The following is a 26112-nucleotide window of genomic DNA, read 5'->3' as shown; positions in this document are numbered from 1 at the left end:
ACCTGGAGATTCCCATGACCAAGAACCCGACCGCTCGCAAGCTCGCCACCGCCTTTGTCGCCGCTGGTCTGATGGCCGCGGGCAGCATGGCCTACGCCACCTGCGCACCGAAGAAAGGCGCCTGCTCGGCTCAGCATCCGTGCGCTGCCAAAAAGAACCCCTGCGCCGCCAATCCTTGCGCGGCGAAAAACCCCTGCGCGGCGAAGAATCCGTGTGCTGCCAAGAATCCTTGCGCGGCGAAAAACCCCTGCGCAGCCAAGAAGATGTAATGAGGCCGCCCGCCAAGGTCGTCATGATCGGCTCGGCGGGCCTCGCCGCTTGCCCTGGCGCACGAACACGCCGGGGCAAGTTCGTTCTTGTTCGGTGCCTGTTGGCCATGCCGGCGTAAGCGGCGTCGAATGAACCATCCCCACAGAGAACGGGAGAGACTCATGGCTCAGGTATCAACACCCCATACCCTGGTCGCGGCCATGCTGGCGACGGGCTTGATGACTGCGGGTGGCGCCGCTTTGGCCGCCGCGCCGTGCCGTCCATGCAGTGCCCGTGACCGCAAAGCCTGGTCGACCAAGAATCCCTGCGCCGCAAAAAACCCCTGCGCCGCTCGTAACCCCTGTGCGGCAAAGCACCCGTGTGCCGCTAATCCGTGTGCGGCCGCCAAAGCCCCCAACCCTTGCGCCGCGAAGGCGATCACGCGTCCGGCCGGTTATGTCCCGATGAAGGGCGATGCCACGCGTGGTGAAGCGGTCTTCAAGGACACCCAGCTGTCTACCAATGGCTTGTCGTGCAATAGCTGCCATACCGGTGGCGCCGCCTATAAGGCCAGCTTTGCCCAGCCCTATCCGCACCCTGTGCAGATGGCCATGGACAACTACGGCATGACGCAGATCCACCTCGATGAGATGGTGCAGCTGTGCATGGTGCGCCCGATGGCGGCGCAGCCGCTGGGCTGGAAGTCGCGCGAGCTGGCCGATCTGGTGGCCTACGTGAACGTGGTGCAAAAGGGCTACAAGCCCAATCCCTGCGCTGCAAAGAGTCCGTGCGCCGCCAACCCGTGCGCCGCCCGCAACCCCTGCGCGGCGAAAAACCCGTGCGCTGCTCGTAATCCGTGCGCTGCGAAGAACCCCTGCAAAGCCTACTGAGCTTGCTCCCGCCCGCCGTGGCCGCTATTGTCGGCATGACGGCGAACTGAAAAATGGGCGCCTGAGGGCGCCCGTGGTTTGTGGTGCCAGCCGCTTGCACCATGCGGCGGGATTGAGGCTGCGCGCTGGCGCGATGCGATCCGGTGCCTTGTCTGCACGCTTGCCCGAGGAGGGGCCGCCATGTCTTCTACGCTTCGACTGGATGATTACCTGCCGGATCTGGCGGGCATTCCGCGTGCCCGGCGCATGCAGATGCAGGCGGCCGCGCGTGACATTGATGAGTGCTATCGGGTCTTGCGCAAGGGCGGTCTGAATGTGGTGGGCGAGGTGCTGCGGGGCGGGGGCGAGTTCGTCGAGCTGGCGCACTATCCGGCCGAGGATGTGTATGACCGCGACACCCATGGTCAGTATTACTATCACGCCCATCGCGGCGTCGACGCCGAGCATGGCCATTTCCATACCTTTGTGCGCGCCGGTGGCGTGCCGGACGGCCGAGTGCCGTTGGCGGTGCCGCATGCCAGTGAGCCGCGTCCGACGGGCGACGACGCCATCTGCCATCTGATCGCGGTGTCGATGGATGGCTGGGGCTATCCGTCAGGCTTGTTCACCACCAACCGCTGGGTGACCGACGAGTCCTGGTATGCCGCCGACGACGCCGTCGCCATCCTGCAACACTTCGAGATCGATCACGCCTTCCCCTCGTGGCCGACCAATCGCTGGCTGACGGCCTTGCTGCGCTTGTACGGGCCGCAGATCGAGGGCTTGTTGCGCCATCGAGACGCGGTCATGTCCGATTGCCAGCGCGACCGGCCGGGCGACGATGTCTACGAAGATCGCAATATTGATGTGATCGGCTACCTGCCGATCGCGGTCGACACCTTTGCCGCGGCGCTGACCGAGTCTCTGCGCTGAGCTTGCGCTCGCAAATCATGTAAAACGGGCCGATCGACGGCCCGTTTTTGCGTGTGGCCGAGGCACTTAACGCACCACCAGCTTGTAGTCGGGGGTGGGGTTCAGCGGGCAGGAATAGACATATTCGCCGGCCTTGAGCTCGATCTCGTAGTCCTGCGTCTTGCCGGTCACCAGGCCACCGCCCGACACGCTGGGCAGCAGCGCGCGGGCAGCCAGCCCGTCGCCGCGCAGCCAGAAGCCGAGCTCGTAAGGCACGTTCTGGTTGCTGACCCGGAAGACGTAGCGGCCGGGTTTGAGGTTCAGCACCTTGGCCTCGGCCAGGCGCTTGTCGCCGGTGTCGGCGTTGATCTTGCGGCAATCGTCGGCGGTCATGGGGGTGTAGCCGCGATTGATGTCGTGCTCGCTTTCCAGAAACTGGCAGCCGACCTGGTTCAAGTGGATCACGGTGGGTTCTGCGGCCGCTTGGGCGGTGCCCATGCCGAGCGCCAACAGGGCCGCGGTGAGGGGAAGGCGGAAGTGTTTCATGACGGGGTCTCCTGGACATCGGGCAGGCGGGGCTGCCGGGGTGTTGGGGCGTCCGTTCAGGGCGCTGTCAGGGAGATAGACCCGGCTGAGGGGGCAATGCTTACGGTCGGCGCTCAAAAACAATGACGCGTCAGACGCCATTGCCCATGCGCGTGGCGCCTGGCTGGCGTAGCACGAGCCACTGCGCCGCTTTGTCGGGGTCGGTGAACAGGCGCATGTCGAAGCCGGCGTTTCGGACGGTGGTCTCGAGAAAATCCTGCGAGCGGTCGTCCGGGTCGATCAGAACGGCGAAGCTGGCCGCACGGTTGACCCCCAGCGTCGGCAATTCTTCGTGCGCGAACTGGTAGTTGCGGAAGATCGATTCGACATTGCGCGTGCCGCGTGCATCGAACAGAAACCCTTGCGTGCCGTGGGCATCGCCAAACGCGGTGGCGTCGAGCGTTGCCTGGCGGATCAGACCCAGTGTCACGTCTTCGCTGACCCGGCAAAGGACAAAGTGGCCGCACGCTGACAGGGAAAGCGTAAAACCCATGTGTGCTCCTGGCGTGCGCGCCGGGGGCGGTACTTTATTCGATCGAGGTTCGCCTTGCGCGCACTTCATGCTCTGACAGTAGCGCGCCCGGCTGGACCCGGATAGGGCATGACACAAGCTATGACGAGTCCGCGCCCGACGGTCGGTCTGGCGACAGGGCCGTTCTCAATTTTTTTCCCGCGTGGCCGTAAAGCATGTGGTCACCACGTCGATCACTGAGGGAAGGGACACCGTGGGTTGGTTAAGTCGATTGCTGGGCGCGGCGGATGAGGCGGCAAAACCGCAGGTCGCGGCGTCCGAAGAGAAGGCTGGTCCGGCGGCGGTTGTTGACGCGCGGCCCGTGCCATCGGTGGATGTCCCGCCGGGGATGTCTGCGCAGACCGCTGGCGTGCTGGTGTGGGAAGCCGTGGTGGGCGACAAGTCGCAGCCGCTGGGCTATCGCTTTTTCTTGTCCGAGGCGGCCAGCTTGCGTGTGCGCGGCGGCGCGCGGGTCAGGCAGTTTCTGGACGCGATGCTGGTCAGCCATGTCGCCACCATTTCGCCTGCCTGGCGCAGCCACCGCCAGATTTTCCTGCGTCTGGATGCTGACGCCCTCGATCCGGTCGCGCTGGCGACGCTCGGCGGCGATGGCGTTCATCTGATTCTGGATTCCGACGCGCGCGGCGAACCCGCCTCCGACGCGTGCATCGCCGCCGTCACCCAGTTGCGTGCGGCGGGCTTCCGGGTCTGGCTGCTGGCCTGCGACAGCGCGCCCTGGCTGGCGTCGCTGGCGCCGCAGGCGAGCGGTTTCGCCATCAGCCTGGGGGGGCAGTCGGTCGATGGCATGGAGCAGTTCGTGGCCGGCCTGAAAACCACCTACCCCGGCGTGCCGTGGTGTGCGCTCGATGTGCCCACCGTTGATGATCTGGCGCTGCCCCATCGGCTCGGCTGTGCCGCCATCACGGGTCCCTTCGTGAGCGAACGGGCGCCCAATCTTGGCGGTCGCTTCTCGCCGAACGGACTGCGTGTGGCCTCCTTGCTCAGCAAGTTGCGCCAGGGGGCCGAGATTCGCGAAATGGCCGGCGTGCTCAAGCAGGACGTGGCTTTGTCCTACCGCTTGCTGCGCTATGTGAATGCCGCGGCCTGGGGGCTGGTCAATCCGATCAGCTCCATCGAACAGGCCATGCTCATGCTCGGGCGTCGCCCACTGTACCGGTGGTTGATGCTCTTGTTGCTCGCTGGTGCGCCCAAGGGCACCTTGTCTGAAGTGCGCGGCGAGGCCACGCTGGTGCGTGCGCGCTTCATGGAGTTGCTCGGCGCCAGCCTGAGCGTGCCGCAGCGTGACGAGCTGTTTGTGCTCGGCATGCTGTCGCTGCTCGACACCGTCTTGCAGGTGCCGGCCACCCGCGTGCTCGACACCCTGCCGATGAGCGACACCATTCGCGCGGCCCTGGCCGGCACCGAGGCTGACAACCCCTACGGCCCGTATCTGGTGCTGGCCCGCGCCTGGGACAGCGGCGACACCGCCGCCATCCATGCCGCCTGCGAGCGGATCGGGCTGACCCCGGAAGACGCCGGCCGCCTGCATCTGCAGGCTTTCGACTGGGTGCTCGAAAACGGCAAGTGAGCGTTGTCGCTCAGCCGCCACTGAGCGCCTGAACGAAGAGCACTTCGTCGGCGCCATCGAGGGCGTGCGCCAGCGAGAAAATCTGCACGCCGCCAATGAAACAGCGCATGTGGCGCCGGATCTGCCCCTGCTCGTCCACCATGCGAAAGCGGATGCCCGGAAACTGGCGATCCAGGTCGTCCAGCAGCGCGCCCAGCGTGTCGCCATTCGCGTCGACCCGCGGCGCGTGGGTGTAGTCATGCAGCGGGGAGGGGATCAGCACGCGCATCAGGTTTGCGGATAGCCGATGCTGAGGGCGTAGATCTCGGGCAGATGCCGGGCCAGACACTGCCAGCTGTCGCCCTCATCGCGGCTGGCCCACAGCTCGCCACTGGTGGTGCCGACATAGAGCCCCAGCGTGGCTTCGGTATCGGCGCACATCGCCTGGCGTTTGACCGTCCACCACGCTTGCTCAGCAGGCAGACCGTGATCTTGCCGTTGCCAGCTCGCGCCACCATTGCGGCTGCGATAGGCCGCGGGCTTGCCGTCCGGGCTGGTGCGTGGCCACACGGTGTCGCCATTCATGGGGAAGACCCACAGCGTGTCCGGGTCGCGCGGATGCAGCACCAGCGGAAAGCCGATATCGCCGACCTCGGCCGGCATGTTGTCGCCGATGCGCTGCCAGGTGGTGGCGGGGCGGTCGAGCCGGTAGATGCCGCAATGGTTCTGCTGGTAGAGCCGGTCGGGCAGCGTGGGGCACAGGCGCACGCAGTGCGGATCGTGGAAGGTCGGCGTGTTGCGGTCGAAGCCTTCGACCACGGCGAGACCATCGAGCAGCGGCGTGAAACTGCGCCCGCCGTCGGTGGATTCGTGCACGCCGCCGCCCGACATGGCGATGTAGAGGTGTTGCGGGTCGCGCGGGTCGATCTGGATCGAATGCAGCTTGGGGCCGTCCGGCGTGCCGTCCTGTTCGGTGCCCATCCACTCGCGGAACGTCGGATCGTCATTGAGGCAGGAAAACGGCGCCCAGGTGTCGCCGCCGTCCGCGGAGCGGAACAGCCCCTGCGGCGAGGTGCCGGCGTACCACACCTCGGGCTCGCTGGCCGGGCCGGGTTCGAGCCAGAAGGTGTGCTTGACGCTGCGCCCGCTGCCGTCAGCCGTGGTGGCAAAGGCCGGTGGCCGGGCGGCTTCCTGCCAGCTTGCGCCCAGGTCGGCGGAGCGGAACAGGGTCGGGCCGAGGTGTCCGGTGGACACTGCGGCGAGCAGGGTTCGCCCGTTGCGCGGATCGAGCACCAGGTGGTTAATGATCTGGCCAAGAAAGTGCGGGCCGTCGAGGCGCCAGTGCTGGCGACCGGTGTCGCCGTGCAGCAGCCACGCGCCCTTGCGGGTGGCCACGAGTAGAACGGGGTGCGCGCTTGCCATGAAGATCTCCTTGTCCGGTGTGGCGACGTGCTGGCCTCATCCCTTAGTCGTTGGTGCTCGGGGTTTTTCGACAGCACGCCGGGCCCGAATTTCAGAATAGGTGGCTGCGCGTCGGCGTCAAATACGATTCCGGGGCGGGGGGCGGAAGGCGAGCTGCATAAATCCATGTGGCATTCATGCAAATGCCTGAGGTATATTTTCGGCTTTTTGGGGAGGTCGCAATGGCAGCGACATCAAACGCGTCCGGCGGTGTTCGGTTGCTGGTCTTGCTGGTTCTGCTGGGCATTTCGGTGTTCCTGCTGGTGAACAAGAACCTGTTTCTGGACAACGTGGCGAGCTGGCGCCGGGGCACGGCGTCGTTCTCGCTCGACCTGAATACGCTGTCCGGTCGCTTGACCGAGGCCGGGGTGCTGCGCCGATTCCCCGAACTGGAATTGCGTTGCCAGTCGGCGCCGGCCGACATCCAGAACCTGGGCGATCGGGTCTGCTACAACTACGCGAAGCGCTTCGATGGCTACGGCGCGCACTTTGTCGCTTTTTTCTTGCGCGACGGCAAGCTGGCGAGCATGAAGGTGGATGTGCCGTGGTGGTGGCATGCCGGCATGGAGAAACGCTTGATCGAGCGCTATGGTCGGCCGACCGGGCGCCAGATTCTACCGACGGGCGATCAGCGTCTCGAGGGCTGGCAGCTCGCGCAGGGCTCGGTGTTCTATAACCGCGATCCGGATCTCAATCCCTTGCAGTGGAACACCGTGTATTGGATGAGCGACCGGCAGATCGAAGAAATGGGCGGGAGCTTTGTTCAGGGCGCGAGCGAGCCCGGAGCCACCCGCGCGCAGATGTTGCGCTGGCTGCTCGGCAAGCTGATTCACTCCTGATCGCAGCCGGGCAGGGCTCGCCCGGCTGCGATCAGCCACCACTTACAGCAGCACCCGCTCGATGCCGCCATGGTTGGCGCGGTCGACATACTCGGGCAGCCAGTTGTCGCCGAGCAGGTGCTTGGCGATCTCGACCACGATGTAGTCGGCCTCGATGCCGCCGCCGTCGTTGGCGTAGCGCGTCAGGCCTTGCAGGCAGCTGGGGCAGGAGGTGAGGATCTTCACCGGTGTGCTGGCGTCGCCTTCGCGCAGCGCCGCGGCGCCCTGTTCCATTTCTTCCTGTTTGCGGAAGCGCACCTGGGTGGAGATGTCCGGCCGGGCCACGGCCAGGGTGCCCGACTCGCCGCAGCAGCGGTCGTTGAGATCGACCCGCGTGCCCATCAGTTCGTTGGCTACCTTGATACCCGAATGGATCTTCATCGGGGTGTGGCAGGGCTCGTGGTACATGTATTTCTGGCCGGTGATGCCTTCGAGCTTGACGCCTTTTTCCATCAGGTATTCATGGATGTCGATGAGGCGGCAGCCCGGGAAGATCTTGTCGAACTGGTACTTCATCAACTGATCCATGCAGGTGCCGCAGGACACCACCACGGTCTTGATGTCGAGGTAGTTGAGCGTGTTGGCGACGCGGTGGAAGAGCACCCGGTTGTCGGTGGTGATCTTCTGGCCCTTGTCTTCCTCACCCGCCGCGGTCTGCGGATAGCCACAGCACAAATAGCCCGGCGGCAGCACGGTGGTGGCGCCGACGTGATAGAGCATGGCCTGGGTGGCGAGGCCGACCTGGCTGAACAGGCGCTCGGAGCCGCAGCCGGGGAAGTAGAACACCGCCTCGGACTGATCGGCCTTGATCTGCGGATTGCGGATGACGGGGATGACCTTGTCGTCCTCGATGTCCATCAAGGCGCGGCTGGTGCGCTTGGGCAGGTTGCCCGGCATCGGCTTGTTGATGAAGTGGATCACCTGCGCCTTGATCGGCGCCTTGCGCAGCGTGGCCGGCGGCTGCTTGACCTGGGCCTGGATCAGGCCGAGCGACTTGGCGGTCTTGTGCGCCCAGCGCTGCGCCTTGTAGCCCCACTCGATCATGCCCTTGCGCATCAGCTTGATGGTGGCCGGGTCCTTGACGGTGAGGAAGGCCATGGCCGCCGCCTTGCCGGGGTTGAAGGACTTCTTGCCCTGGTTGCGCAGCAGGTTGCGCATCTTGACCGACACATCGCCGAAGTCGATGTCGACCGGGCAGGGGTTCTTGCACTTGTGGCAGATGGTGCAGTGATCGGCCACGTCTTCGAACTCGGCCCAGTGCGCCAGCGACACGCCGCGGCGGGTCTGCTCCTCATACAGGAAGGCTTCGACCAGCAGCGAGGTGGACAGGATCTTGTTGCGCGGCGAATACATCAGGTTGGCGCGCGGCACATGCGTGGAGCACACCGGCTTGCACTTGCCGCAGCGCAGGCAGTCCTTGATGTCGTGGGCGATCTCGCCGATCTCGGTCTGTTCCATGATCAGCGATTCGTGGCCCATCAGCCCGAAGCTGGGGGTGTAGGCGCGGTCGAGGTTGGCGCCGCGCTGCAGCTTGCCGCGGTTGAAGCGGCCTTCGGGGTCGACCTTCTGCTTGTAGGTCCAGTAGTTGGCCATTTCCTCGTCGGTGAGGAAGTCCAGCTTGGTGATGCCGATGCCGTGCTCGCCGGAGATCACGCCGTCGAGCGCGCGGGCGATGGCCATGATGCGGTCCACCGTCTCGTTGGCGGTCTGCAGCATGGCGTAGTTGTCGGAGTTGACCGGGATGTTGGTGTGCACGTTGCCGTCACCGGCGTGCATGTGCAGGGCCACGAACAGCCGGCCGCGCAGCACCTGGGCGTGGGTGGCGTCGACCTTCTCGCGTACCGGGCGGAACACGTCGCCTTCAAAAATCTTGATCAGGCGCGCGCGCAGCTCGGTCTTCCACGAGGTGCGCACCGAGTAGTCCTGCAGGCGGTGGAAGAGCACCGGGTTGGCGGCGGTGTTGGTCAGTTCGCCGGCGGTGATGCCGAACTCGGCAAAGCGGGTTTCGGCCTCGGCCAGCGGGGTGTCGAGGTTGTCGAGCAGCCACTGCCAGCGCGCGCGGATGCGGGTGACATAGTCGAGCGCGGCTTGGCGGCGGTCGCCGATGATCTCGGCGGCGTCGATGTCGGCGTCCTGGGTGTGCAGCGGCAGCTCGCCCGACAGCGCCTCGGTCAGCGCGTCGCACAATTCCAGCTTGCTGCGGGTCGACAGCTCGATGTTGATGCGTTCGATGTGATCGCAGTAGTCGCCCATGCGCGGCAGCGGGATGACCACGTCTTCGTTGATCTTGAAGGCGTTGGTGTGGCGCGAGATGGCGGCGGTGCGCGAGCGGTCGAGCCAGAACTTCTTGCGCTGCTCGTCGCTGACGGCGATGAAGCCCTCCGAGCCGCGCGCATTGGTCATGCGGACCACGGCCGAGGTGGCCGTCATCACGGCTTTTTCGTCCAGACCGACGATGTCGCCGACCAGCACCATCTTGGGCCGGCCGTGGCGCTTGGCCTTGGTGGTGTAGCCGACGGCCTTCACATAGCGCTCGTCGAGGTGCTCCAGGCCGGCCAGCTGCACGCCCAGGGCGTGGCCTTCGCCGCCCGGTTTGAAGTAGTCGGTGATTTCGACAATGGCGGGCACGGCTTCGCGCACCTGGCCGAAGAATTCCAGACACACCGTGCGCGTGACCGGCGGCATCTTGTGCAGCACCCAGCGCGCCGCGACGATGATGCCGTCGGTGCCTTCCTTCTGCACGCCCGGCACGCCACCGAGAAACTTGTCGGTGACGTCCTTGCCCAGGCCGTCCTTGCGACAGGCCGCGCCGGGCATGGATAGCAGCTCTTCGCCCAGCGACTTGGTGCCCGAGGCGTCGAAGCGCTTGAGGCGGAAGTGCACGGTGTCCTGCTCGTGGATCTTGCCGAAATTGTGGTTGAGGCGCTCGACCTCCAGCCAGTTGCCGTCGGGCGTGACCATCTTCCACCACGCCAGGTTGTCGAGCGCCGTGCCCCACAGCACGGCCTTCTTGCCACCGGCGTTCATGGCCACGTTGCCGCCGATGCACGAGGCGCTGGCCGAGGTCGGGTCCACCGCAAACACCCGGCCGGCGGCCGAGGCCGCTTCGGCCACGCGGGCGGTGACCACGCCGGCGCTGGTGCGGATGGTGGCGTAGGGCTCGGCCATCGGGCCGTCGAGGCCCGGCAGCACGGTCTCTTCAACCTTGCCGATGTCGATCAGCTTTTCAGTGTTGATGACCACCGAGCGCGCATCCAGCGGCACGGCGCCGCCGGTGTAGCCGGTGCCACCCCCGCGCGGGATGATGGTCAGACCGAGCTCGATACAGTCGCGCACCAGCGGGCCGATCTCGGCCTCGGTGTCGGGATACAGCACCACGAAGGGGTACTCGACCCGCCAGTCGGTGGCGTCGGTCACATGCGAGACGCGCGCATGGCCGTCGAAGCAGATGTTGTCCTTGCGGGTGTGACGCGTCAGCACCCGGGTGGCCTGGCGACGCAGATCGATGGTTTCTTCGAACTGCACTTCAAAGCGGGCGACCGCCTCGCGTGCCGCGCGCACCAGCAGTTCGACCTTCTCGCTGCGGTCCTGGTCTTCGGACTGCGAATCGAGGCGTCGCTTGTCGATCTCGTTCAGGCGGTGACGCAGGGCCCCGACCAGGGCGCCGCGCCGGTCGCGGTTGCCGAGCAGGTCGTCCATCAGGTAGGGGTTGCGCTGCACCACCCAGATGTCGCCGAGCACCTCGTAGAGCATGCGCGCCGAGCGGCCGGTCACCCGCTCGCTGCGCAAGGCGTCAAGCACCTGCCAGCTCTCTTCGCCGAGCAGGCGGATCACGATCTCGCGGTCGGAGAACGAGGTGTAGTTATAGGGGATCTCTCGCAGGCGCTGGGTCATCGGCGTGTCTTGCGGTTGCGTTGGGGGAAACGATGCATTCTATCGAACTGCGGTGCACCATGCAGCCCCAATGAAAAACCCTGAGCCCAACAAGGCTTTGATTTTCGGCGTTTATCTGCCCGCATCGGGCGAATTCCGCACTTAGTATTTTTTGAGGATTTGCTGAAGCAACTCTTAAGGGCGAGGCGCGCCGGCGGCCCATACGCTGGAGGCTCGATTCATTCATCGGAGTGGGCAATGAAACGGTTCCAAAAAATGATCCTGGCCGCGCTGCTCGGCGCCAGCGTGTCAGTGCAGGCGGCCGAGGCGCGCGACCCGGTCGCCCGCGGGCGCTACCTGGTCGCGGTGGCCGATTGCAATGGCTGTCATACCGCCGGCTTTGCCGAGGCGGGTGAGGCGGTGCCCGAAGCGGCCCGGCTGACCGGTCTGGGCGTCGGCTTCAGTGGTCCCTGGGGGGTGAGCTATCCGGCCAATCTGCGCCTGTCGGTCAGCACCCTGAGCGAGCGCGAATGGCGCACGCGGGCCCGCGCCGGCGGTTTGCCGCCCATGCCCTGGGCTGCGTTGAAGACCATGACCGATGGCGATCTGAACGCGATCTATGCCTATCTGCGCGCGCTGGGCCCCGCGGGTGAGGCGGCGCCGGCGGCGCTACCGCCGGGCGCGCCGATTCCGACGCCGCACTTCGTGTTCGTTCCGCAGCCGCCCACCCAGGTGGTGCTCGGGGCACGGACGCGTTGATCGATGCCGGGCGCGGTGTGGGTGCTCAGCATCAGTCGGTGATCAGGACCACCGGTCGGGTGAGCACCAGTCGGATGCGACCCCGGCCGGCCTTTTCGATGCGCACCTCGGTGCTGCGGTCAGCCAGCCGCCGGCTGAGCAGGATGAGCCGGGCGTCGAGGTTGTCGACCACCTCGGGCAGGCGCAGCCGGGGGTCGAGGCGCATTTCGCGTTTCGAGAACTCGCTGCGACCCTGCGCGAGGTGGTCTTCGAGCAGGGCCCGCAGAATGCTGCCGGCAACGCCCTTGATCAGGTAGTGGTCGTCCAGAAAGACGCTGCCGTCGCGGCCGAAGTAATGCACCCGCAGCGGTTCGGCGGTGGCATCCGGCGCGGGGTGATCGTGGGCGGCGGCGGGGCTGTCGTCTTCGAGGGCATCGCCTTGCAGCGCGCACATGCAGGGGCCGAGCATGGCGCACAGGGCGACCAGCGCATCTTCCATGTCGTAGTCGAACCGGCATTGCTGGGCACTTTCGACATACAGCACCGCTATCAGGCGGTCGCCTGCGCGCACCGGCACGGCGAGCTGGCTGGACGGCTCGGGCAGGCCGGGCAGGGGGATGCCCGCTTCGAGCTGGCCGGCAAGTTCGCCGCCTTCGAGTTGCTCACGGATGGCGCGGCTGTAGGCATATTCGGCGGCCGGAAAGATGATGCGGATAGGGGTTTGCTCACGTGCCGCGACGCCGATCACGCCCACCCCGTAGCGCACTTCGGCGCCGGCCCCGGAGCTGGCATAGCCCCGGCTGGCCATGATGTAGAGGCGCTGGGCGGCGTCGTCGGCCATCAGCAGCATTTGATGGTCAATGCCGAAGTGTCGTTCAAGGCGCATCGTCAGCGTGTCGATCAGGTGCTCCAGGCTGCGGCACGCCGACAAGGCGTCGACACTGCGGCGCAGTGCCGGCAGCAGTGGCGCGCGAGCGACCGGCGGTGGCAGGCTGTGGCCGGGCACGGCCTCGATCGCCAGTACCCGGTAAATATCGGCGCCACGCAGCCGGAACACCCCGGTCATGCCGGTGTGCGAGGCGATGCCGGCGAGCGTGGCCTTCATGCGTTCGAACAGCGGGCCGGCGGTTTCGGTGCGCAGGTAGCGGATGCTCAGCCGGTAGCGGGCGGCGGTGTCCGGGTCCATCATCAGCACCGTGGCGTGCGGATTGGCGAGAATGTTTTCGCGGGTCTTGTTGAAGAACTGGAAGGACAGCGCGACATGCTCCGGGTCGACATACATCAGTTGCGAGACATAGGTGACGTTGGGCGTGCCGTCGGGTGCACAGGTGGCCAGCCCGGCCGGCAGGATGCCCTCGAGGCAACTGCGCAGGGTGTCGAGGCTCAGCTCCGGATTCATGGCAGGGCGCTGCCGGTGGCCAGACGCTGCCCGGCCTGGGGGCCGGGAGTCTGGCCGAAGACCTCATCCGGTGTGAATCGGACAATGCAAAGCGCCTCGGTGGGGCAATGCAGCAGGGCGCGCACGAAGGCTTCGGGGGTGCCGACGGTGGCGAGGCGGGCGACCAGGGTGTTGATGTAGGGCGCCAGCAGCGCGGTATCGTCGGGGTCGCGCTCGACCCGGTGGGCGTCACGCCCCTTGAGCTGGACGGTGCGGTGGCTTTCCGGCTCGCTGAACACCACGGCGATCCGGCCGTTGGTGGTCAGGGCGCGCAGCACCGGTTCGGCCTGCGGGGCGGCGATCAGCAGGCGCAGGCGGTTGGTGGCGGCCGGGTCGCGCCGGCAGCCCAGGCCGCGCACCAGCGTGGCAATGCCCCGATCGTCGCTGGCGGCGAGATGGATCGACAGGTGGCTGGTCACGAAATCGGCCAGCGCGGGGGTGAGCACGGTCGGTGAAGTCATGTCGGCGCCTTGAGGTCCGATGGACTAATTTACTCCAAGCCGTGGCCCGCGTGCGTGGCTAACGCAGCATGAAGGTTTCGTACTCCAGCCGGTGCAGTTTGCGGTCGAGCGCGAACAGGCCGTAGAGCAGGGTCAGCAGCACGGCGGCGGCGTAGCCGTAGCCATAGAAGGCAGCGCCGAGCTGGAGCGACAGCGTGGTGAGGGCGAGGTTGCTGACGCACAGCAGCGCACACAGGCGCAGCACCAGCGCGCGCTGGTCGAGGTAGAAGAACACATTGAGCAGCGCCAGCAGGCCGACCTGCAGGCTGGCGCCGAGCGTCTGGATGTGGAACAGCGGCAGGTAAAGCGCCGAGATGCCCAGCGCGGCGAGCACCGTGGGGCCGACGATGATGGCGGCGAGCAGGGCGAGGGTCTGGATCTTGCCGATTTCGGCGAAGCCCTGGCGGATGGCGAGCACCATCTCGTCGCGCATGGATTCGATGGTCTCCAGGCTGCCGCCTTCGCGCACCGCATTGTAGAAACGCTCGTGGTAGTCCACGAAGTCGGTCTCGATGCGCACCAGAAACACCGCCATGCCGGGGATGATGAACAGGTAGGCCATGAACACCGGCAGGTCGTAAATGACCGAGGCGCGCAGCGGGCCGATGATGGCGGCCGAGGTGTCGGGGTAGAGCCAGAACACCAGCTTGTCGGCCCACACCGCGAGGTTGTAGAGCACGCCGATGATCAGCAGGCTGGGGTAGCGGTGTTGGGGCTGAAGAAAGTCGAAGCGCACCGCTTCGGTGGCGCTGAAGCTGCGCACCGTCAGCCACCACATGCCGCATAGCAGCGCAAAGTGACCGAGCACGAAGCCGGCGAGCAAGCCTTCGAGCGCCCAGTTGCGCGCCAGCAGCGCGGCGCCGACGGTGATGCCGTAGCCGAGCGCGTACATTGCCAGAATGGCGCGATAGCGCTTGAGGCCGGACAGGAAAATGGTCAGCACCCAGATGACACACAGCTGCGTGAAACCGGCAATCATCAGCAGCCGGTAGAGCACGCTCTCACCGGCAAAGGCGGTAAAGGCCAGCACGGTGGCCAGCGTGCCGGCAGCCACCAGCACCAGACACAGCACGCCGTGCAGATTGGGCAGCACGGTGTCGTGCTTGTGCTCGAACAGGCGGTCGGACACATAGCGCGTAAAGGCCAGCTGCACGCCGCCGGTGAGAATCAGCGAGCTGGCGATCAGCCAGGTGACCGACACCTGAAACTGCGTGACGCCATGGCTGGACGCGCCCAGTGATGCGCTGAGCAGGCCGATGACCAGGATGCCGACAATCGACAGCACCCACGGCCCCGAACCGATCACTCCGGCATAGGCATAGGCCTGCACCAGCCCGAGCAGGCTGTCCTTGCGCAAGAGCTTGCGCAGCTCGAAACCGATGCCGGCCACGAATTCCCCTCAGTCCACCGCGGCGGTTAGCGCGATCTCGATACGCCAGCCGGCCTGTGCCAGGCCGGCCACCTGAACGCAGGCGCGGCAGGGCGCGGTGCCTTGGGCCAGCCAGGCGTCCCACACGGCGTTCATGCCGGTGTAGTCGTCCATGTCGACCAGATAGATGGTGGCCATCAGGATGCGCGACTTGTCGCTGCCGGCCTGGGCCAGCAGGCGGTCGATGCTGCCGAGGATTTCGCTGGTCTGGGTTTCGATGTTGGTGTCGATGCTGGCGGGCACTTCGACGGTGTACAGGGTCTGGTTGTGCACCACGATGTCGGAGTAGCGGGTGGTGGTGCCGTAACGGGTCAGGCTCATGATTGGCGCTCCTTGGCGAGTGAGGGGGCTAGCGCGCGATCGTAGACGTCGCGGTAGCGCTGGAACATCAGGGCGTCACTGTAGCGCGCTTCGACGCGGCGGATACCGGCGTCGCGGGCGGCGCGCCAGCGCTCGGGGTGGCCGAGCAGCTCGAGCGCGGCGTTGGCCAGGGCTTGCGGATCGGCGATGCCGACCACCGCACCGGCGCTGCCAAAGGCGCGGTCCTCGGCGTCACCGCCTTCGATCAGCTGCCGGCAGGAGCCGACATCGGTGCTGATGCAGGGTACGCCGGCAGCAAAGCCTTCGAGCACCACCAGCGGCAGGGCTTCGGAGATGGAGCTGAGTACCACCAGGCCGATCTTCGGCAGCAGCGCGTCGATGCGTTGCATGCCGAGCAGGCGCACTTTGTCACCCAGGTCGAGGCTGTCGATCAGGTGGCGACACTCGGCCACATAGGCCGGGTCTTCGTCCAGCGGGCCGGCAATCCAGGCTTCGGCCGTGGGCAGGCGGGTGATGACGGTGCGCATGGCGCGGATGAAGTTCTTCACGTCCTTGATCGGCACCACCCGGCCGATCAGGCACAGCACGGGCGGGATCTCGTCGACGCGTTGGGCGCGCAGCGGCGCCAGTCGGCCGATCGACACGCCGTTGGGAATCACCTGCGTGCGCTCGGCGGTGGCGCCATCGGCGATCTGCCGGCGGCGATTGGTTTCGTACAGCGAGATGATCGGGTCGGCGGCGTCATAGCTCAGCCGGCCCATCCACTCGAAGAAGCGGATCCACAGCTGGCGGAAGTAGGACAGCTCGGTCGGATCGCGCTGAAAGGCGTTGCGGTTGTCGTGGATCCACTCGCTCTGAAACAAGTCGATCTTGCGTTCCTTGGTGTAGATGCCGTGCTCGGTGAGGATCAGCGGGCGCCCGGTGGCCTGCGCCAGCAGCGCGCCGAGAAAGCCGGCATAGCCGGTCGAGATGCTGTGGTAGGCCCGCACCGGGATCAGTGCGTCGGCAATGCGCGCGAGTTGCCACAGCGGCTGGTGCATGATGCGCACCGACCAGAAATAGTCGACAAAGCTGGGGTCGGAGCAGTGCTTGCGGTAGTGCTCGGTAATGCGCTGCCAGGCCGCTTCGGCGTGGCGGAAATCGTGCTCGGGGATGGCGCCGCCCGGCTTGATGTGGGCGCAGGCGGCGTGCATCAGCTTGGGCGACACGGCCTGGCCGCTGCGAAAGGCCATGTGCAGGGCGTCGATGTCGGCAAAGGCGGCGGCGTTGCCGCTGCGGGCGCGCGGGGTGTCGGGCGCGTCGGACAGGCTGTCGTGAAGGAAATGGGTTTCCAGATGTACCACATTGGCCGGCAGTTCGTAGCGCATGGCCGGGTAGTCTTCGCGGCGGCTGCCGAGAAACACCAGCGCAAAGCGCACATCGGGGTGGGCCAGCAGGATCTGATGCATCCACGAGGACACCCCGCCCGACACAAACGGGTAGGTGCCTTCGAGCAGCAACGCCACATCGGCGTCGGCGGCGGTGGGGAAGGCGTTCATCGTGGGCTCCAGAATTGCGCGACTTTCTGCACGCCCATCATGCCGCGCCAACTGGCCAGCGGTGCGAGCAGGCGCCGGACTGCGGCAAAGTCGCGTCGCAAGAAGGCCAGCTCTGCCAGATGGGGCAGGACGCGGTGGTCGGGCAGGCCGGCCGCGCGCGCCGCCTCGAAGGCCACCTCGGCCTCTGTCGTGTTGCCTAGCGCCAGCAGACATTGCCCACAGCGCAGGTAGAGGCCCGCGCCGTTCGGCCGCAGGGCGAGCGCCTCGCGGGCATGATGCAGCCCGGACTCGGCGGCATGGGTGCGCAGGTCGCCCTGCGCCAGTTGCTGGTAGATCAATTCCCAATACAGGCCGGCCAGCCGGGTGTGGGCGAGCGCCAGCGTGATGGCACTGCGCGCGCTGGCGAGGCGCTGGCGTTCGGCCTGGATCTGGGCGTTGAGCGTTTTCTCCTTGCGGTCGAGCATGCCGTAGGCGAGCAGGCGCAGGTCTTCGCTGTCATCGCCGAGCAGGTCGCGCAGCAGCGGGCTGGCGACGCGGCCGGGCACATGCTGGAGCGCGACCAGCGCTTTGAGGCGCTGCGGCGTGGGGGCGCGCGGATTGCGCAAAAAACCGCCCGCGCCGGTCTGGTGAAAGCCGCTGCGTTCGCGTTGATGCGGGTCGAGTGCGGGCAATTCAAGCGTGCGCAGGCCGCGCGGCCGGCGGGCGGCCAGGCGGTAGCGGCCGATCCACAAGCCGGCCATGATGCCGGCGAAGCCCAGACCGGGGATGAAGGCCGACAGGGCGAACATCAGCAGTCCGCTGGCGCGTCGCGAGCGGGCGGTGAGCGCGGGCATGAGGGCCAGCGCGCTCAGCGCGAGCAGTGCGCTGGCGGCCAGGTGCGGCAGCAAGACCACGGCCAGCGGGTGCGTGCGGCTGTCGGCGGTGCCGAGCAGCCACAGCGCCAGCGCTTCAAGCAGCAGTGCTGACAGGCCGCTGAGCAGGGCGAACATGGCAATCCTCAAGCAGGGTGGACAGCAACTCGGTGGCCGGTGTGGCGTCGAGCCGATAGGCGTGCAAGGCGATGCCGAATTCGCCCGGCGGTGCGCCCAGGTGCTGGGTGAGCCAGGCGTCGATGCGGTCGAGATAGCCTTCGATGGCCGCCGGGCCGGCCAGTGGCATGAGCACCAGCAAGGCGTGGCGGTCGTCCTCGTGGGTGTGCCAGATGACATCCAGCGTGCGTTGCAGGCGGTGCCATTGCAGGGGCAGGTCGTCGAGCACCGGGCGGCTTCGGTAGGTCAGCACCACCAGGGCGCTGGGCAGGCCGCTGTCGCGGGTGACATGCCACATGCGCTGCAATTCAAGGGCAAACTCGGTTGGGCAGGCCGGCGCCACGGCGAGCACCGGACGGACGATGTCGCGGCTGGCGAGGCTGTCGGCGTAGTAGCCGACCAGCAGATTGATGATCTGCAAGCTGTCTTCGTTCAGCGCGAAAAAGGGCATCGACTCGACCACCAGCACGCCGTGGTCCGTGCCGCGCAGATCGCGCAGGCGGCTGACCACCAGATACTGGCTGCCGTGGTGTTCGGGTAGCGCGTCGCTGGCGACATGGCACAGGCCGATCTCGGTGGCAGCGGCCAGCACCAGCGGGTCTTTGGGCGCAAAGGCAAAGGGCGCGCCGAGCTGGCCGGCCGGGGTGTCGGTGGTATCGGGCGGATACAGCGCGGCGCGTTCGATCTGGCAGAACTGGGCCAGCAGCTTGAGCAGCGCCTCGGCGCCGGGCAGGGGGCCGGCGGTGTCGGTGCCGAGCAACTCGCGCAGGCCGGTGAGCGCGTCGCGCATCGACACCGGCCGGCTGATCAAGTCCTGCTCCAGGCGGTCGTGAGAGACGCGCAGCAGGTAGTGCTGGCGGGTCAGGTGGTCGAGCCGCTCCTGCACGTAGCGGGCATGGGTTTCGGCGCGACGCACGCGGCTGCGCCAGATCGAGGCGAACTCGCCGCAGACCATCACCAGCACCAGGGTGCCCAGAAAATACAGCTGCGGGGTGGCCGCGCTGACCTTGCCGGTGCCGGTCAGGCCGAGCCAGCCGCCGAGCAGCACGATGCTGCCGATCACACCCATCATTGGGCCGTAGCGAAGCGCCAGCAGCAGCGGGCCGAGGATTGGCCAGGGGAAGCTGGCCCAGGCAAACAGCGGGTCGGTCGGGTTGAGCCACCAGGCCAGCGCGAGCAGCAGCAGGGGCAGGACGACGGTCTCAGCCAGTGCGGAGCTTGTTACCTGACGGGGTGCGAGCAAATGACGAAAGGGCATGCGACGACTTAGCGGACGACCGGTGCGAGCAGCGACTTGATTAGCGTTTGCGCGACGGCGGCCAGCGAGTCGCGGCCCCAGCCGGTGCGCGCGCCGACGCCGCTCCACACCGTGCTGCCGTCCTCGACATCAATGATGTGCAGCGCCAGACCCACCGCCGGCTCGCCATCGACGCCGACCTTGTATTGCCATTCGTCCACCGTGCCGGTGAGCACATAGCGCACGCCGGCGCTGCGCGCCCAAGCGAGGGCCGCCTCGGTGTCGGCGGCCGGGGCCGGGTCGAACAAGGCGTCGCGCGCCGTTGCCGGCGGGCGCACCACCTCCTTGACGCCCAGCGTATGCAGCAGGGCACGGGCCACCGCTTCGGCGCGGGCGCCGGCCATGGGTGTGGTGGTGGTGTTTTCGAGCGTGAGCACGGCCCAGCGCGCGTCGGGCGTGACGCTGCGGTCGGGCACGCGGTCGGTGACGGCGCAGCCGCTGAGGACGGTGACGAGGCACATCAGGCGCAGGACAGGGTGGGCAAGCAAGGTTTTCATGTCGATCCCGTGGGCTCAGAAGAACAGTTGATAGTCGAGAAACAGGGCGGAATTGCGGCCGGCGTCGCCTTCGCCGCCCTTGTCGTGCTGCACGCCGATGAGGAACTGGTCGGCGCCGAAGACCCGGCCGCTCAGGCCGAGTTCGACCCCATAGCCATAGCCGCGGCCGCTCACATGGTTGAGGTCGAGCGTGGCATAGGGCACCAGGGCGCGTTGCAGGCCGTGGCGCTGGCGGTTGTTGACCGTCATTCGCGCGCCGCGAAACAGGTAGCTGTCGGGTAGCAGCGGGGCGAGGCCGCCGGGCAGGATTGACGCCAGCGCGGCGCGGTCGCCGGCGTTGTCGCCGATATCGGCGCGGAAGCGATAGCCGCCGACATACACGCCGGCTTCGATCTCGGGGCGGCCGCGGGTCAGGCGGTGAGTGTAGTCGAGCTGCCAGCGATCGGCGCGACCCAGCGCCAGTCCGTGCTGGCTGCTGTAGCGGCTGTGCGCCCACTGGGCGGCGATGCGCTCGCGCGAACTGAGGCCGTAGGCGGCGCTGGCGAGCAGCTCGTCCTTCATGCCGGCCACGCGCAGCGCCGCGCTTTCGTTGGCGGGCAGTGCGAGGCCGGCCTCGAGCGCGAAGGCCCAGCGCTGGTCGAGGGTGAGGTCGTGCCCGGCCCAGACGGGGGTGGTGTCGGTCAGGCCGTGGCGGCGGGCGACGCCGAGCCGGGTGATGCCGGCGTCGGTGGTCCACGCCATTTCGACGCTGGCCTGGCGTTCGTTGGGCGCGGCGGCGAGCGCGCCGCTGCCGTTCAGGCGGCGCTGGATGCTGCCCAGGGTGAGGCTGAGCTTGAGTCGGGGGGCGAGGCGCAGGCGCAGTTCGGCGTGCTGGGTTCGCTCTTTGAAGGCGTCGAGTTTGTGCGCGGCGGCGTCCAGGCGCAGGCGGTGGGCCTGGTCGAGCAGTACCTCGCTTAGTTGCAGATGCAGGGCGTCGTTGTGGCGCTGGTCGTCGGCGGCGGCATGGGTGACGCTGGCGGAGACGTCTGGCCGGCCAAGGCGTTCGGCGATTTCGCCACGCTGGGCGGCGGGCAGGGCGGTGTCGTGGCGGGCGAGGATGTCGGCCAGGGTGGCGTGTTCGTCGCGGGCCAGCGCGATCGCGGCTTCGGCCCACACCGGGCGGGTGAGGGCGCGGGCGTAGCGCTCCCACAGAAAGCCGCGGGCGCCGTCGATGTCGCCCTGGTCGAGCAGCCAGCTCATGGCCAGGTCGCGCAGCAGGGGGGTGTCGAGCGGGTCGGTCTCACCGTCCTGGCGCATCAGCGCGCGCAGCAGTTGGTCGCTGGCGTCGCCGGGGCGTTGCTGGCGGGCCAGGCGGACCTCGGCGGCGCGGCGGGCCAGCTCGGTCTCGGCGTCGGTGGGCGCAGTGCGTGGCCGTTGTTGCCACTGCTGTTCGCGCAGATGCCAGGCGCGGTCGATCTCGCCGGCCTGTTCGAGCGTGTCGGCCAGACCCATCATCCACAGGAAATCGTCGCGGTTGGCGCGGGCGCGCGGCAGCAGGTAGCGGTCGAGCGCGCGCTGCGGGCGAGACAGCAGGGCGTTGGCGGCGGCCAGAGCGTCGTGCAGGTCGCCGTCGCGTGCCCAGCGGGTTTCGTGGCGGGCGAGCAGCGCGGTGAGGGTGTCGGCCTTGCCGCCGTCGATCAGCAGCCACAGCAGCGAGGCGCGGGCGGCGGTGTTGGCCGGCTCGTGGGTCAGCGCGGCGTCGAAGTCGGCGCGTGCGGCGTCGAACTCGCCGAGGCCCTGATGCCATTGCCCGCGCAGACGCAGGAAGCTGGCGTTGCGTTCGAGCGTCTGGCGCCGGGTGTCGTCGAGGCCGCGGATCAGCACGCCCATGGCGGCGTAGTTGCGGGTGGACAGGTGAAGGTCGAGGCTGCGCAGCAGCCAGTCGGGCGTGCCGAGGCGCTCCCAGGCTTGGGCGGCGAGGCGGGCGGCCTGGTCGGGGTGGGCCGGGCGCAGCAGTTCGATCAGGTCGGCGAAGTCGTCGGGCCGGGCCGTGGGCTGGGGCACCAGTCGGTTCAGGGCGTCGCGTTGCGCGTCGCGATGCTGCAGCAGGCCGGCGAGCGAGGCGCGCAGTTGCCAGTAGTCGGTGGCGGTGTCGGGGGTGTGGCTGCGGGCGGTGTCGAGCGCGGCCAGGGCGGCTTCCAGCTGGCCACGGGGGATGAGCCCGGCCGCGCGGCGCTGGCTAAGGGCGGGGGAGACGCCGGCGTGCTGTTCCCACATGACCAGTGCGGCGTCGGCGATGGCGCCTTGGCCGGCGCGCTCGGCGAGGGTGGCGAGCGCATCGAAGGCGGCGTCGGAGGGGTGGCGCGCGGTGTGCGCTTGCAGATAGGCGATGCCGGCGTCGGGCTCGCCGAGGCGTTCATACAGCGCGGCGATGTCGCGCAGCAAGGTGGTGTTTCGTGGATCCTGGCGCAGCTGAAATTTCTGGGCGTCGAGCAGCGGGCGGTGTTCGAACAGGCCGGGGGCGAGGCGCAGCACCTGGGCCCAGGCGTCGGTGTGGCCGTGGCGGGCGAGGTGATACCACTGGGCCAGCGCGTCGGCCGGTTTGCCGTGCCATTCGGCGACCTGGGCGAGGCGGCGGCGCCAGTCGGCGCTGTCGGGGGCCTGGCGTACGGCGGAGAGGCTGAGCACATAGGCGTCTTCGAGCGCGCCGGCACCGAGGAAGGTGTCGTAGGCGAGACGGTAGCGCGCGTCGTCGAAGGGCAGCGCGGGGTCGGCGTCGCTGTTCAGGGCAACGAGGCGCAGGCCGCCGTCGAGCTGTTCGCGCAGGCTGAGGCGGATCAGGCGGCGGGCGTAGTCGGCGGCGCGGTCGGGCCGGTTGGCGGCGCGGGCGAGGCCGATGAGATAGGTGAGCGTGGGGGCGTCGGTCTCGAGCGCACCGAGCGCTTCGTCGGCGATGGCCAGCGCGGCCGGGAAGTCGCTGATCGCTTGCAGGGTGCGCAGGGCGGCGAGGAAGTGCTGGCGTTGCGCGGCGAGCCCTTCGCTGCGGTCGCGGGCGAGCAGGTAGGCGCGGGCGGCCAGGTGCGGGTGGGCGTCGCGTCGCAGCGTGTCGGCGAGCGTCTGGGCGGTGTCGGCATCGAGGCGGGCGTCGGCGGCCAGGGTGTCGATGGCGTGGGCGGCGATCTCGGGCTGCGCGTGGCGGGCGGCGTAGGTGATGAGGCTGAGCCGGTCGGGCGTTGACAGCGCGGCCTCGTCGGCGAGGGCGTTCAGGGTGTGGGTTTGGGCGAGGCTGAGCGCGCGCGGCGTGAGCGTGTCGGGGGCGTCGTCGACGGTGAAACGCCAGTCGAGCCAGCGGGCACGGTGTGCGATGGCCGGGTCGGGGTGGCCGAGCAGCGGGGCAATGGCTTGGCGGGCGGCGGGGTAATCGCGCCGGGCCTGGTGTTGCGCGGCGAGGGCGAAACGCATCTGCGCGTTGTCGGTTTCGGTGCGCAGCAGATTGTGCAGGTAGGCGGCGGCCAGCACGTCGCCCTGACGGGCGCCGAGCGAGGCCTTGACCAGGGTCTCATACGGAAACAGCAGCACCATGCCGGCGGTGGCCAGCGCGCCGAAGATCACCAGCGCGCGCAGCGAGACGACGCGGGGTCGCTCAGCCGGGGCAGTGGAGGGTGAGTTCGGCATGGTGGGTGTTGAGTTGATAGTGGTGTGCGTGGCCATCGCGGCGAGCCGGCTGGACGCGCGTCTTGTCCGTCTGGAGACGACAGCCCGCCGGGTGAGACAGGGTGAAGGATAAGGGGCTGTACGCCTTTAGGGCAAAAATAATGCTTTTTGGGTGGTGCTGCCAGCGGGTGAGGCGCGCGTTGGCCGAGATGAAATGCGGGAGATCATCCGCCGTGTTGCCGGTGCGCAGGCTGGCGCGCGAGGCGGCGAGGGTGGCGAAGCGGCCGTCGGGCCCGCTGGCGGTGCCGGCCAGGCCGGGGCTGTTGGCCAGATCGGGGGTGGCAAAATCGGGCGGCAGGCGCAGGGTGCGCAGGGCATCGGCGTTGCGGATATGCAGGGTGTCGGGGTCGTCGAGTGCGCGGGCGAGGCTCAGGGTGTTGAAGTTGTGCGCCATGGCGATGTAGTCGCTCGGAAACACCGGCTGGGTGGGCTGGGCGAGGGCCCAGTCGTAGACGGTGTGCAAGGCCTTGAGGGCGGCGACCTTGCTGGCGGAATAGGTGTGGTAGTAGATGTTGATCGGTTTGAGGCGGCGTGGCTCGCCGGTCATCTTGAAGGTGTCGATGACATCGCGAAAGCCGTAGAAAGGGCCGGTCCAGTCGCGGGTGTACACATTTTCGTTCATCACCGGGGCGTAGGGCTGGAAGTAGGGGCCTTGATGCACGCCGATGGGTGACACCGCGGCCACGGTGGGCCGACGCCGGCTCATGGTGGTGTTGCCGCCATTCATGTCGAGCAGATTGTGATCGGCGATCAGCTTGAGGGTGTCGGCGTCGGGTGCGGCATTGCCGCTCCACAGCAGCAGGCGCACGGGTTTGCCGGCCGGGGCGAGGCGGCTTCGGATGTAGTCGATGGAGCCGAGGATCTCGCGCTCGGGGCTGGGCGTGTAGCCGGGGATGTCGAGGTGGTAGTCGGCGGCGCGGTCGTCGTCGCGTGCGTCGAACACCTTGCGCCACTTGAAGGGGTGCGAGTAGGTGTGGCTGGCGATCTCGACATGTTCCAGGGCGAACATCTGGCGGGCGATGTTTTCGAGCCGTGTGGCCAGCGCCGGGTAGAGCCCCTGGGGGCTGACTTCGGCCTCGATCACCGACATGGCGTGCGGGATGCGATAGCGCTTGAGCACGTCGTCGAGCAGCACCTGCGCGGCCAGCGGTGAGCCGGGGAATTCGCCCAGCGACGGGAAACCATCCCCATCGATGTGCACCATCAACAGGCGGCGACCGCTGGCGGTGGTGGGGTCGGGCACGGGGCGCGGGGGCAGGCGCAGGGCGCGCTGCAGGAAGGCGAAGGGGTCGGCGCCCCAGCGGCTCTGGCCTTCGACGCCGGGCAGCTCGGTGACGGCAAAGGCATCGAGCAGATAGCCGCCCCAGGGCATGATGGCCGCGGGGTGGTAGGTCTGGCCCCTGGCGTCGGTCAGCGTGGCCAGCGCGACGCCATCGGGGGCGGCAACGGTGATCGGCAGCAAGGCGCTGGCGCGCGGGCGCGGCGGCATTTCGAAGCCGATGAGCGGATCGCTGGCGCTGAGCGTAAGCGGGGCGGTTGGCGGCGGGGCGATGCGCAGCCCGAGCCGGGCGGCGGCGCTGTGGCCGAGCTCGAAGCCGAAGTCGTCGAAGATCGCCACTTTGGTGCCGGCGTCGATCTGCGTCTGCAGCCAGCGATGCAGGCGCTCGCCGCTTTTGATGCCGCCGGTCATCCAGGTCACGATGCCGGCATGGAGGCGCGGGTCGAGCCGTTCGGGCAGTGCGTCGTCGGGTGTCACATAGTCGGCCACGTAGCCGAGGTAGTTGAGTGGCATCTCGATGTAGCGGTGGGCGTTGGTGTAGTTGATGGCGCTGGCTTCGTTGGCGTCATAGACCACCAGCACGCGGCGCGGCAGGGCCTCGTTGGCGCCGGTGCCGAGGGTGGTGAGCGAGGGCTCGGCGATCCACGGGATGATGTCCTCGGCCAGCATGCGGCGGGCCAGGTCGCGCGCTTCGTCGAGCGCGGTGGCGGGCAGGTAGTCGATGCCAATCACCGGCAGGGCGTAGCGCTGGCGCACCTCGTCGAAGCGGTCGAGCAGCCAGCGGCGGTCGGCCTCGGGCACGGCCACATAGCGCGACTGCCCAGCCCGCCAGCCGCGATGCACCGACTCGGCGGCCACCGCGAACACCTGCGAATGCACGGCCGGCAGCAATTCGAAGCCGCGGTTGAAGATCAGCCGGATGCCGGGGTAGCGCTTGGCCAGCGTCTGGATAAGCTGTTCGAGCCCGCGTTGGGCGGCGGCCGGGTCGACATCATCGAGCAGGCGGTAAGAGTCGAGCGTGTCGAGGAAGAAGCCGCGATAGCCGCGCTGCCATAGCGGGCCGACGATGCGCTCGGCCATGAACTCGGCCCAGGCCGGCTGGCTGACATCAATGACCACACTGCCCCAGTCCGGGTTGATCTGGCGTTTGAGCGCGGCGGGCAATTCGGCCAGATAGGCGCGTTGCGGATGGACTTCGCCGACGCTCACATAGGCAAACAGCTCGGTGTCCGGGCCGAGTGCGCCGGGGGCGTGGCCGTGGTCGGCTTCGACCACCACGATGTCGTGCGCACGCAGGCCGTCGGCGGGCAGGGTGCTGCCGTAGTGGAAGGCGATCGAGAACGGCGCGGCCTGCAGCTCGGTCATGCCGATGAGGCAGGGGAGCATAGACAACAGAAAGGCGAGCGCGCGGGGCATCGTTTGGCTTTCAGGCAGGATGGGCTGCCGAGT

General features: G+C 67.8%; 21 protein-coding genes. 6 read left to right on the top strand and 15 right to left on the bottom strand.

The window, feature by feature from the left end:
- The first annotated feature begins 14 nt into the window (after nucleotides 1-14).
- The 3 genes from FHP89_RS13100 to FHP89_RS13085 all read left to right on the top strand — a co-directional run bounded on the left by FHP89_RS13100 (nucleotide 15) and on the right by FHP89_RS13085 (nucleotide 2051).
- The gene (locus FHP89_RS13100; RefSeq protein WP_144177550.1) at nucleotides 15-269 is read left to right on the top strand and encodes a hypothetical protein; all 255 of its coding nucleotides are present in this window, start codon (nucleotides 15-17) and stop codon (nucleotides 267-269) included.
- Nucleotides 270-713: 444 nt separating this feature from the next.
- A complete protein-coding gene (locus FHP89_RS21205; RefSeq protein ID WP_260851592.1) occupies nucleotides 714-1139 on the top strand; it encodes a hypothetical protein in 426 nt (141 codons plus the stop codon).
- A gap of 180 nt (nucleotides 1140-1319) precedes the next feature.
- Entirely contained in the window at nucleotides 1320-2051 is a 732-nt protein-coding gene (locus tag FHP89_RS13085; protein ID WP_222105393.1) for a DUF6969 family protein, read from the top strand.
- 66 nt (nucleotides 2052-2117) lie between these two features.
- Here FHP89_RS13085 and FHP89_RS13080 read toward each other — a convergent pair whose 3' ends face one another.
- Nucleotides 2118-2576, bottom strand: coding sequence for a hypothetical protein (locus tag FHP89_RS13080; protein WP_186300291.1), 459 nt, complete (start codon nucleotides 2574-2576; stop codon nucleotides 2118-2120).
- Nucleotides 2577-2706: 130 nt separating this feature from the next.
- The gene (locus tag FHP89_RS13075) at nucleotides 2707-3108 is read right to left on the bottom strand and encodes a hypothetical protein (protein ID WP_144177548.1); all 402 of its coding nucleotides are present in this window, start codon (nucleotides 3106-3108) and stop codon (nucleotides 2707-2709) included.
- Between the two features lie 367 nt (nucleotides 3109-3475).
- Between FHP89_RS13075 and FHP89_RS13070 the strand changes: the two genes are divergently transcribed.
- Nucleotides 3476-4714 carry an EAL and HDOD domain-containing protein gene (locus FHP89_RS13070; protein WP_144177546.1) on the top strand — a complete coding sequence of 413 codons (1239 nt, stop codon included), beginning with the start codon at nucleotides 3476-3478 and terminating at the stop codon, nucleotides 4712-4714.
- A gap of 10 nt (nucleotides 4715-4724) precedes the next feature.
- On the opposite strand, the gene FHP89_RS13065 is transcribed toward FHP89_RS13070, so the two are convergent.
- Together FHP89_RS13065 and FHP89_RS13060 are read right to left on the bottom strand one after the other, a co-directional pair.
- The gene (locus tag FHP89_RS13065; RefSeq protein ID WP_144177544.1) at nucleotides 4725-4982 is read right to left on the bottom strand and encodes a MoaD/ThiS family protein; all 258 of its coding nucleotides are present in this window, start codon (nucleotides 4980-4982) and stop codon (nucleotides 4725-4727) included.
- The gene (locus tag FHP89_RS13060; RefSeq protein WP_144177535.1) at nucleotides 4982-6115 is read right to left on the bottom strand and encodes a WD40/YVTN/BNR-like repeat-containing protein; all 1134 of its coding nucleotides are present in this window, start codon (nucleotides 6113-6115) and stop codon (nucleotides 4982-4984) included. Before FHP89_RS13060 ends, FHP89_RS13065 begins: the two co-directional genes overlap by 1 nt.
- Before the next feature lie 221 nt (nucleotides 6116-6336).
- On the opposite strand from FHP89_RS13060, the gene FHP89_RS13055 reads away from it, so the two are divergent.
- Nucleotides 6337-6993, top strand: coding sequence for a hypothetical protein (locus tag FHP89_RS13055; protein ID WP_144177526.1), 657 nt, complete (start codon nucleotides 6337-6339; stop codon nucleotides 6991-6993).
- A 42-nt stretch (nucleotides 6994-7035) separates the two neighbouring features.
- On the opposite strand, the gene FHP89_RS13050 is transcribed toward FHP89_RS13055, so the two are convergent.
- Nucleotides 7036-10926, bottom strand: coding sequence for a DUF3683 domain-containing protein (locus FHP89_RS13050; RefSeq protein ID WP_144177516.1), 3891 nt, complete (start codon nucleotides 10924-10926; stop codon nucleotides 7036-7038).
- A 237-nt stretch (nucleotides 10927-11163) separates the two neighbouring features.
- Here FHP89_RS13050 and FHP89_RS13045 point away from each other — a divergent pair, with 237 nt between their 5' ends.
- Entirely contained in the window at nucleotides 11164-11664 is a 501-nt protein-coding gene (locus FHP89_RS13045; RefSeq protein WP_144177514.1) for a c-type cytochrome, read from the top strand.
- Between the two features lie 31 nt (nucleotides 11665-11695).
- Here the strand turns inward: FHP89_RS13045 and FHP89_RS13040 are convergent, their stop codons facing one another.
- From FHP89_RS13040 to FHP89_RS12995, 10 genes are read right to left on the bottom strand one after another with little or no spacing between them, the layout of a single operon-like run.
- Nucleotides 11696-13042 carry a pyridoxamine 5'-phosphate oxidase family protein gene (locus tag FHP89_RS13040; RefSeq protein ID WP_144177512.1) on the bottom strand — a complete coding sequence of 449 codons (1347 nt, stop codon included), beginning with the start codon at nucleotides 13040-13042 and terminating at the stop codon, nucleotides 11696-11698.
- Entirely contained in the window at nucleotides 13039-13542 is a 504-nt protein-coding gene (locus FHP89_RS13035; RefSeq protein WP_144177510.1) for a hypothetical protein, read from the bottom strand. Before FHP89_RS13035 ends, FHP89_RS13040 begins: the two co-directional genes overlap by 4 nt.
- Before the next feature lie 58 nt (nucleotides 13543-13600).
- A complete protein-coding gene (pelG, locus tag FHP89_RS13030) occupies nucleotides 13601-14971 on the bottom strand; it encodes an exopolysaccharide Pel transporter PelG (protein ID WP_144177508.1) in 1371 nt (456 codons plus the stop codon).
- Nucleotides 14972-14980: 9 nt separating this feature from the next.
- Entirely contained in the window at nucleotides 14981-15331 is a 351-nt protein-coding gene (locus FHP89_RS13025) for a RidA family protein (protein ID WP_313792183.1), read from the bottom strand.
- Entirely contained in the window at nucleotides 15328-16869 is a 1542-nt protein-coding gene (gene pelF, locus FHP89_RS13020; RefSeq protein ID WP_144177498.1) for a GT4 family glycosyltransferase PelF, read from the bottom strand. Before pelF ends, FHP89_RS13025 begins: the two co-directional genes overlap by 4 nt.
- Nucleotides 16866-17858, bottom strand: a complete 993-nt coding sequence (locus FHP89_RS13015; RefSeq protein WP_144177491.1) for a hypothetical protein — start codon at nucleotides 17856-17858, stop codon at nucleotides 16866-16868. The genes pelF and FHP89_RS13015 overlap by 4 nt, the downstream gene beginning before the upstream one ends.
- Nucleotides 17818-19155 (bottom strand): PelD GGDEF domain-containing protein, encoded by a 1338-nt coding sequence (locus FHP89_RS13010; RefSeq protein WP_144177489.1) that lies wholly within the window; start codon nucleotides 19153-19155, stop codon nucleotides 17818-17820. The genes FHP89_RS13015 and FHP89_RS13010 overlap by 41 nt, the downstream gene beginning before the upstream one ends.
- A gap of 8 nt (nucleotides 19156-19163) precedes the next feature.
- Nucleotides 19164-19691 carry a penicillin-binding protein activator LpoB gene (locus tag FHP89_RS13005; protein WP_144177487.1) on the bottom strand — a complete coding sequence of 176 codons (528 nt, stop codon included), beginning with the start codon at nucleotides 19689-19691 and terminating at the stop codon, nucleotides 19164-19166.
- A 15-nt stretch (nucleotides 19692-19706) separates the two neighbouring features.
- Nucleotides 19707-23345 (bottom strand): tetratricopeptide repeat protein, encoded by a 3639-nt coding sequence (locus FHP89_RS13000; RefSeq protein WP_144177485.1) that lies wholly within the window; start codon nucleotides 23343-23345, stop codon nucleotides 19707-19709.
- Nucleotides 23314-26079 (bottom strand): bifunctional glycoside hydrolase 114/ polysaccharide deacetylase family protein, encoded by a 2766-nt coding sequence (locus FHP89_RS12995; RefSeq protein ID WP_144177483.1) that lies wholly within the window; start codon nucleotides 26077-26079, stop codon nucleotides 23314-23316. Before FHP89_RS12995 ends, FHP89_RS13000 begins: the two co-directional genes overlap by 32 nt.
- Nucleotides 26080-26112 lie beyond the last annotated feature (33 nt).

The organism is Denitromonas ohlonensis (genome assembly GCF_007625205.1).
Classification (GTDB): domain Bacteria; phylum Pseudomonadota; class Gammaproteobacteria; order Burkholderiales; family Rhodocyclaceae; genus Nitrogeniibacter; species Nitrogeniibacter ohlonensis.
Note: the sequence above shows the minus strand (reverse complement) of the source record. Positions and strands in the feature narration are given on the sequence as shown.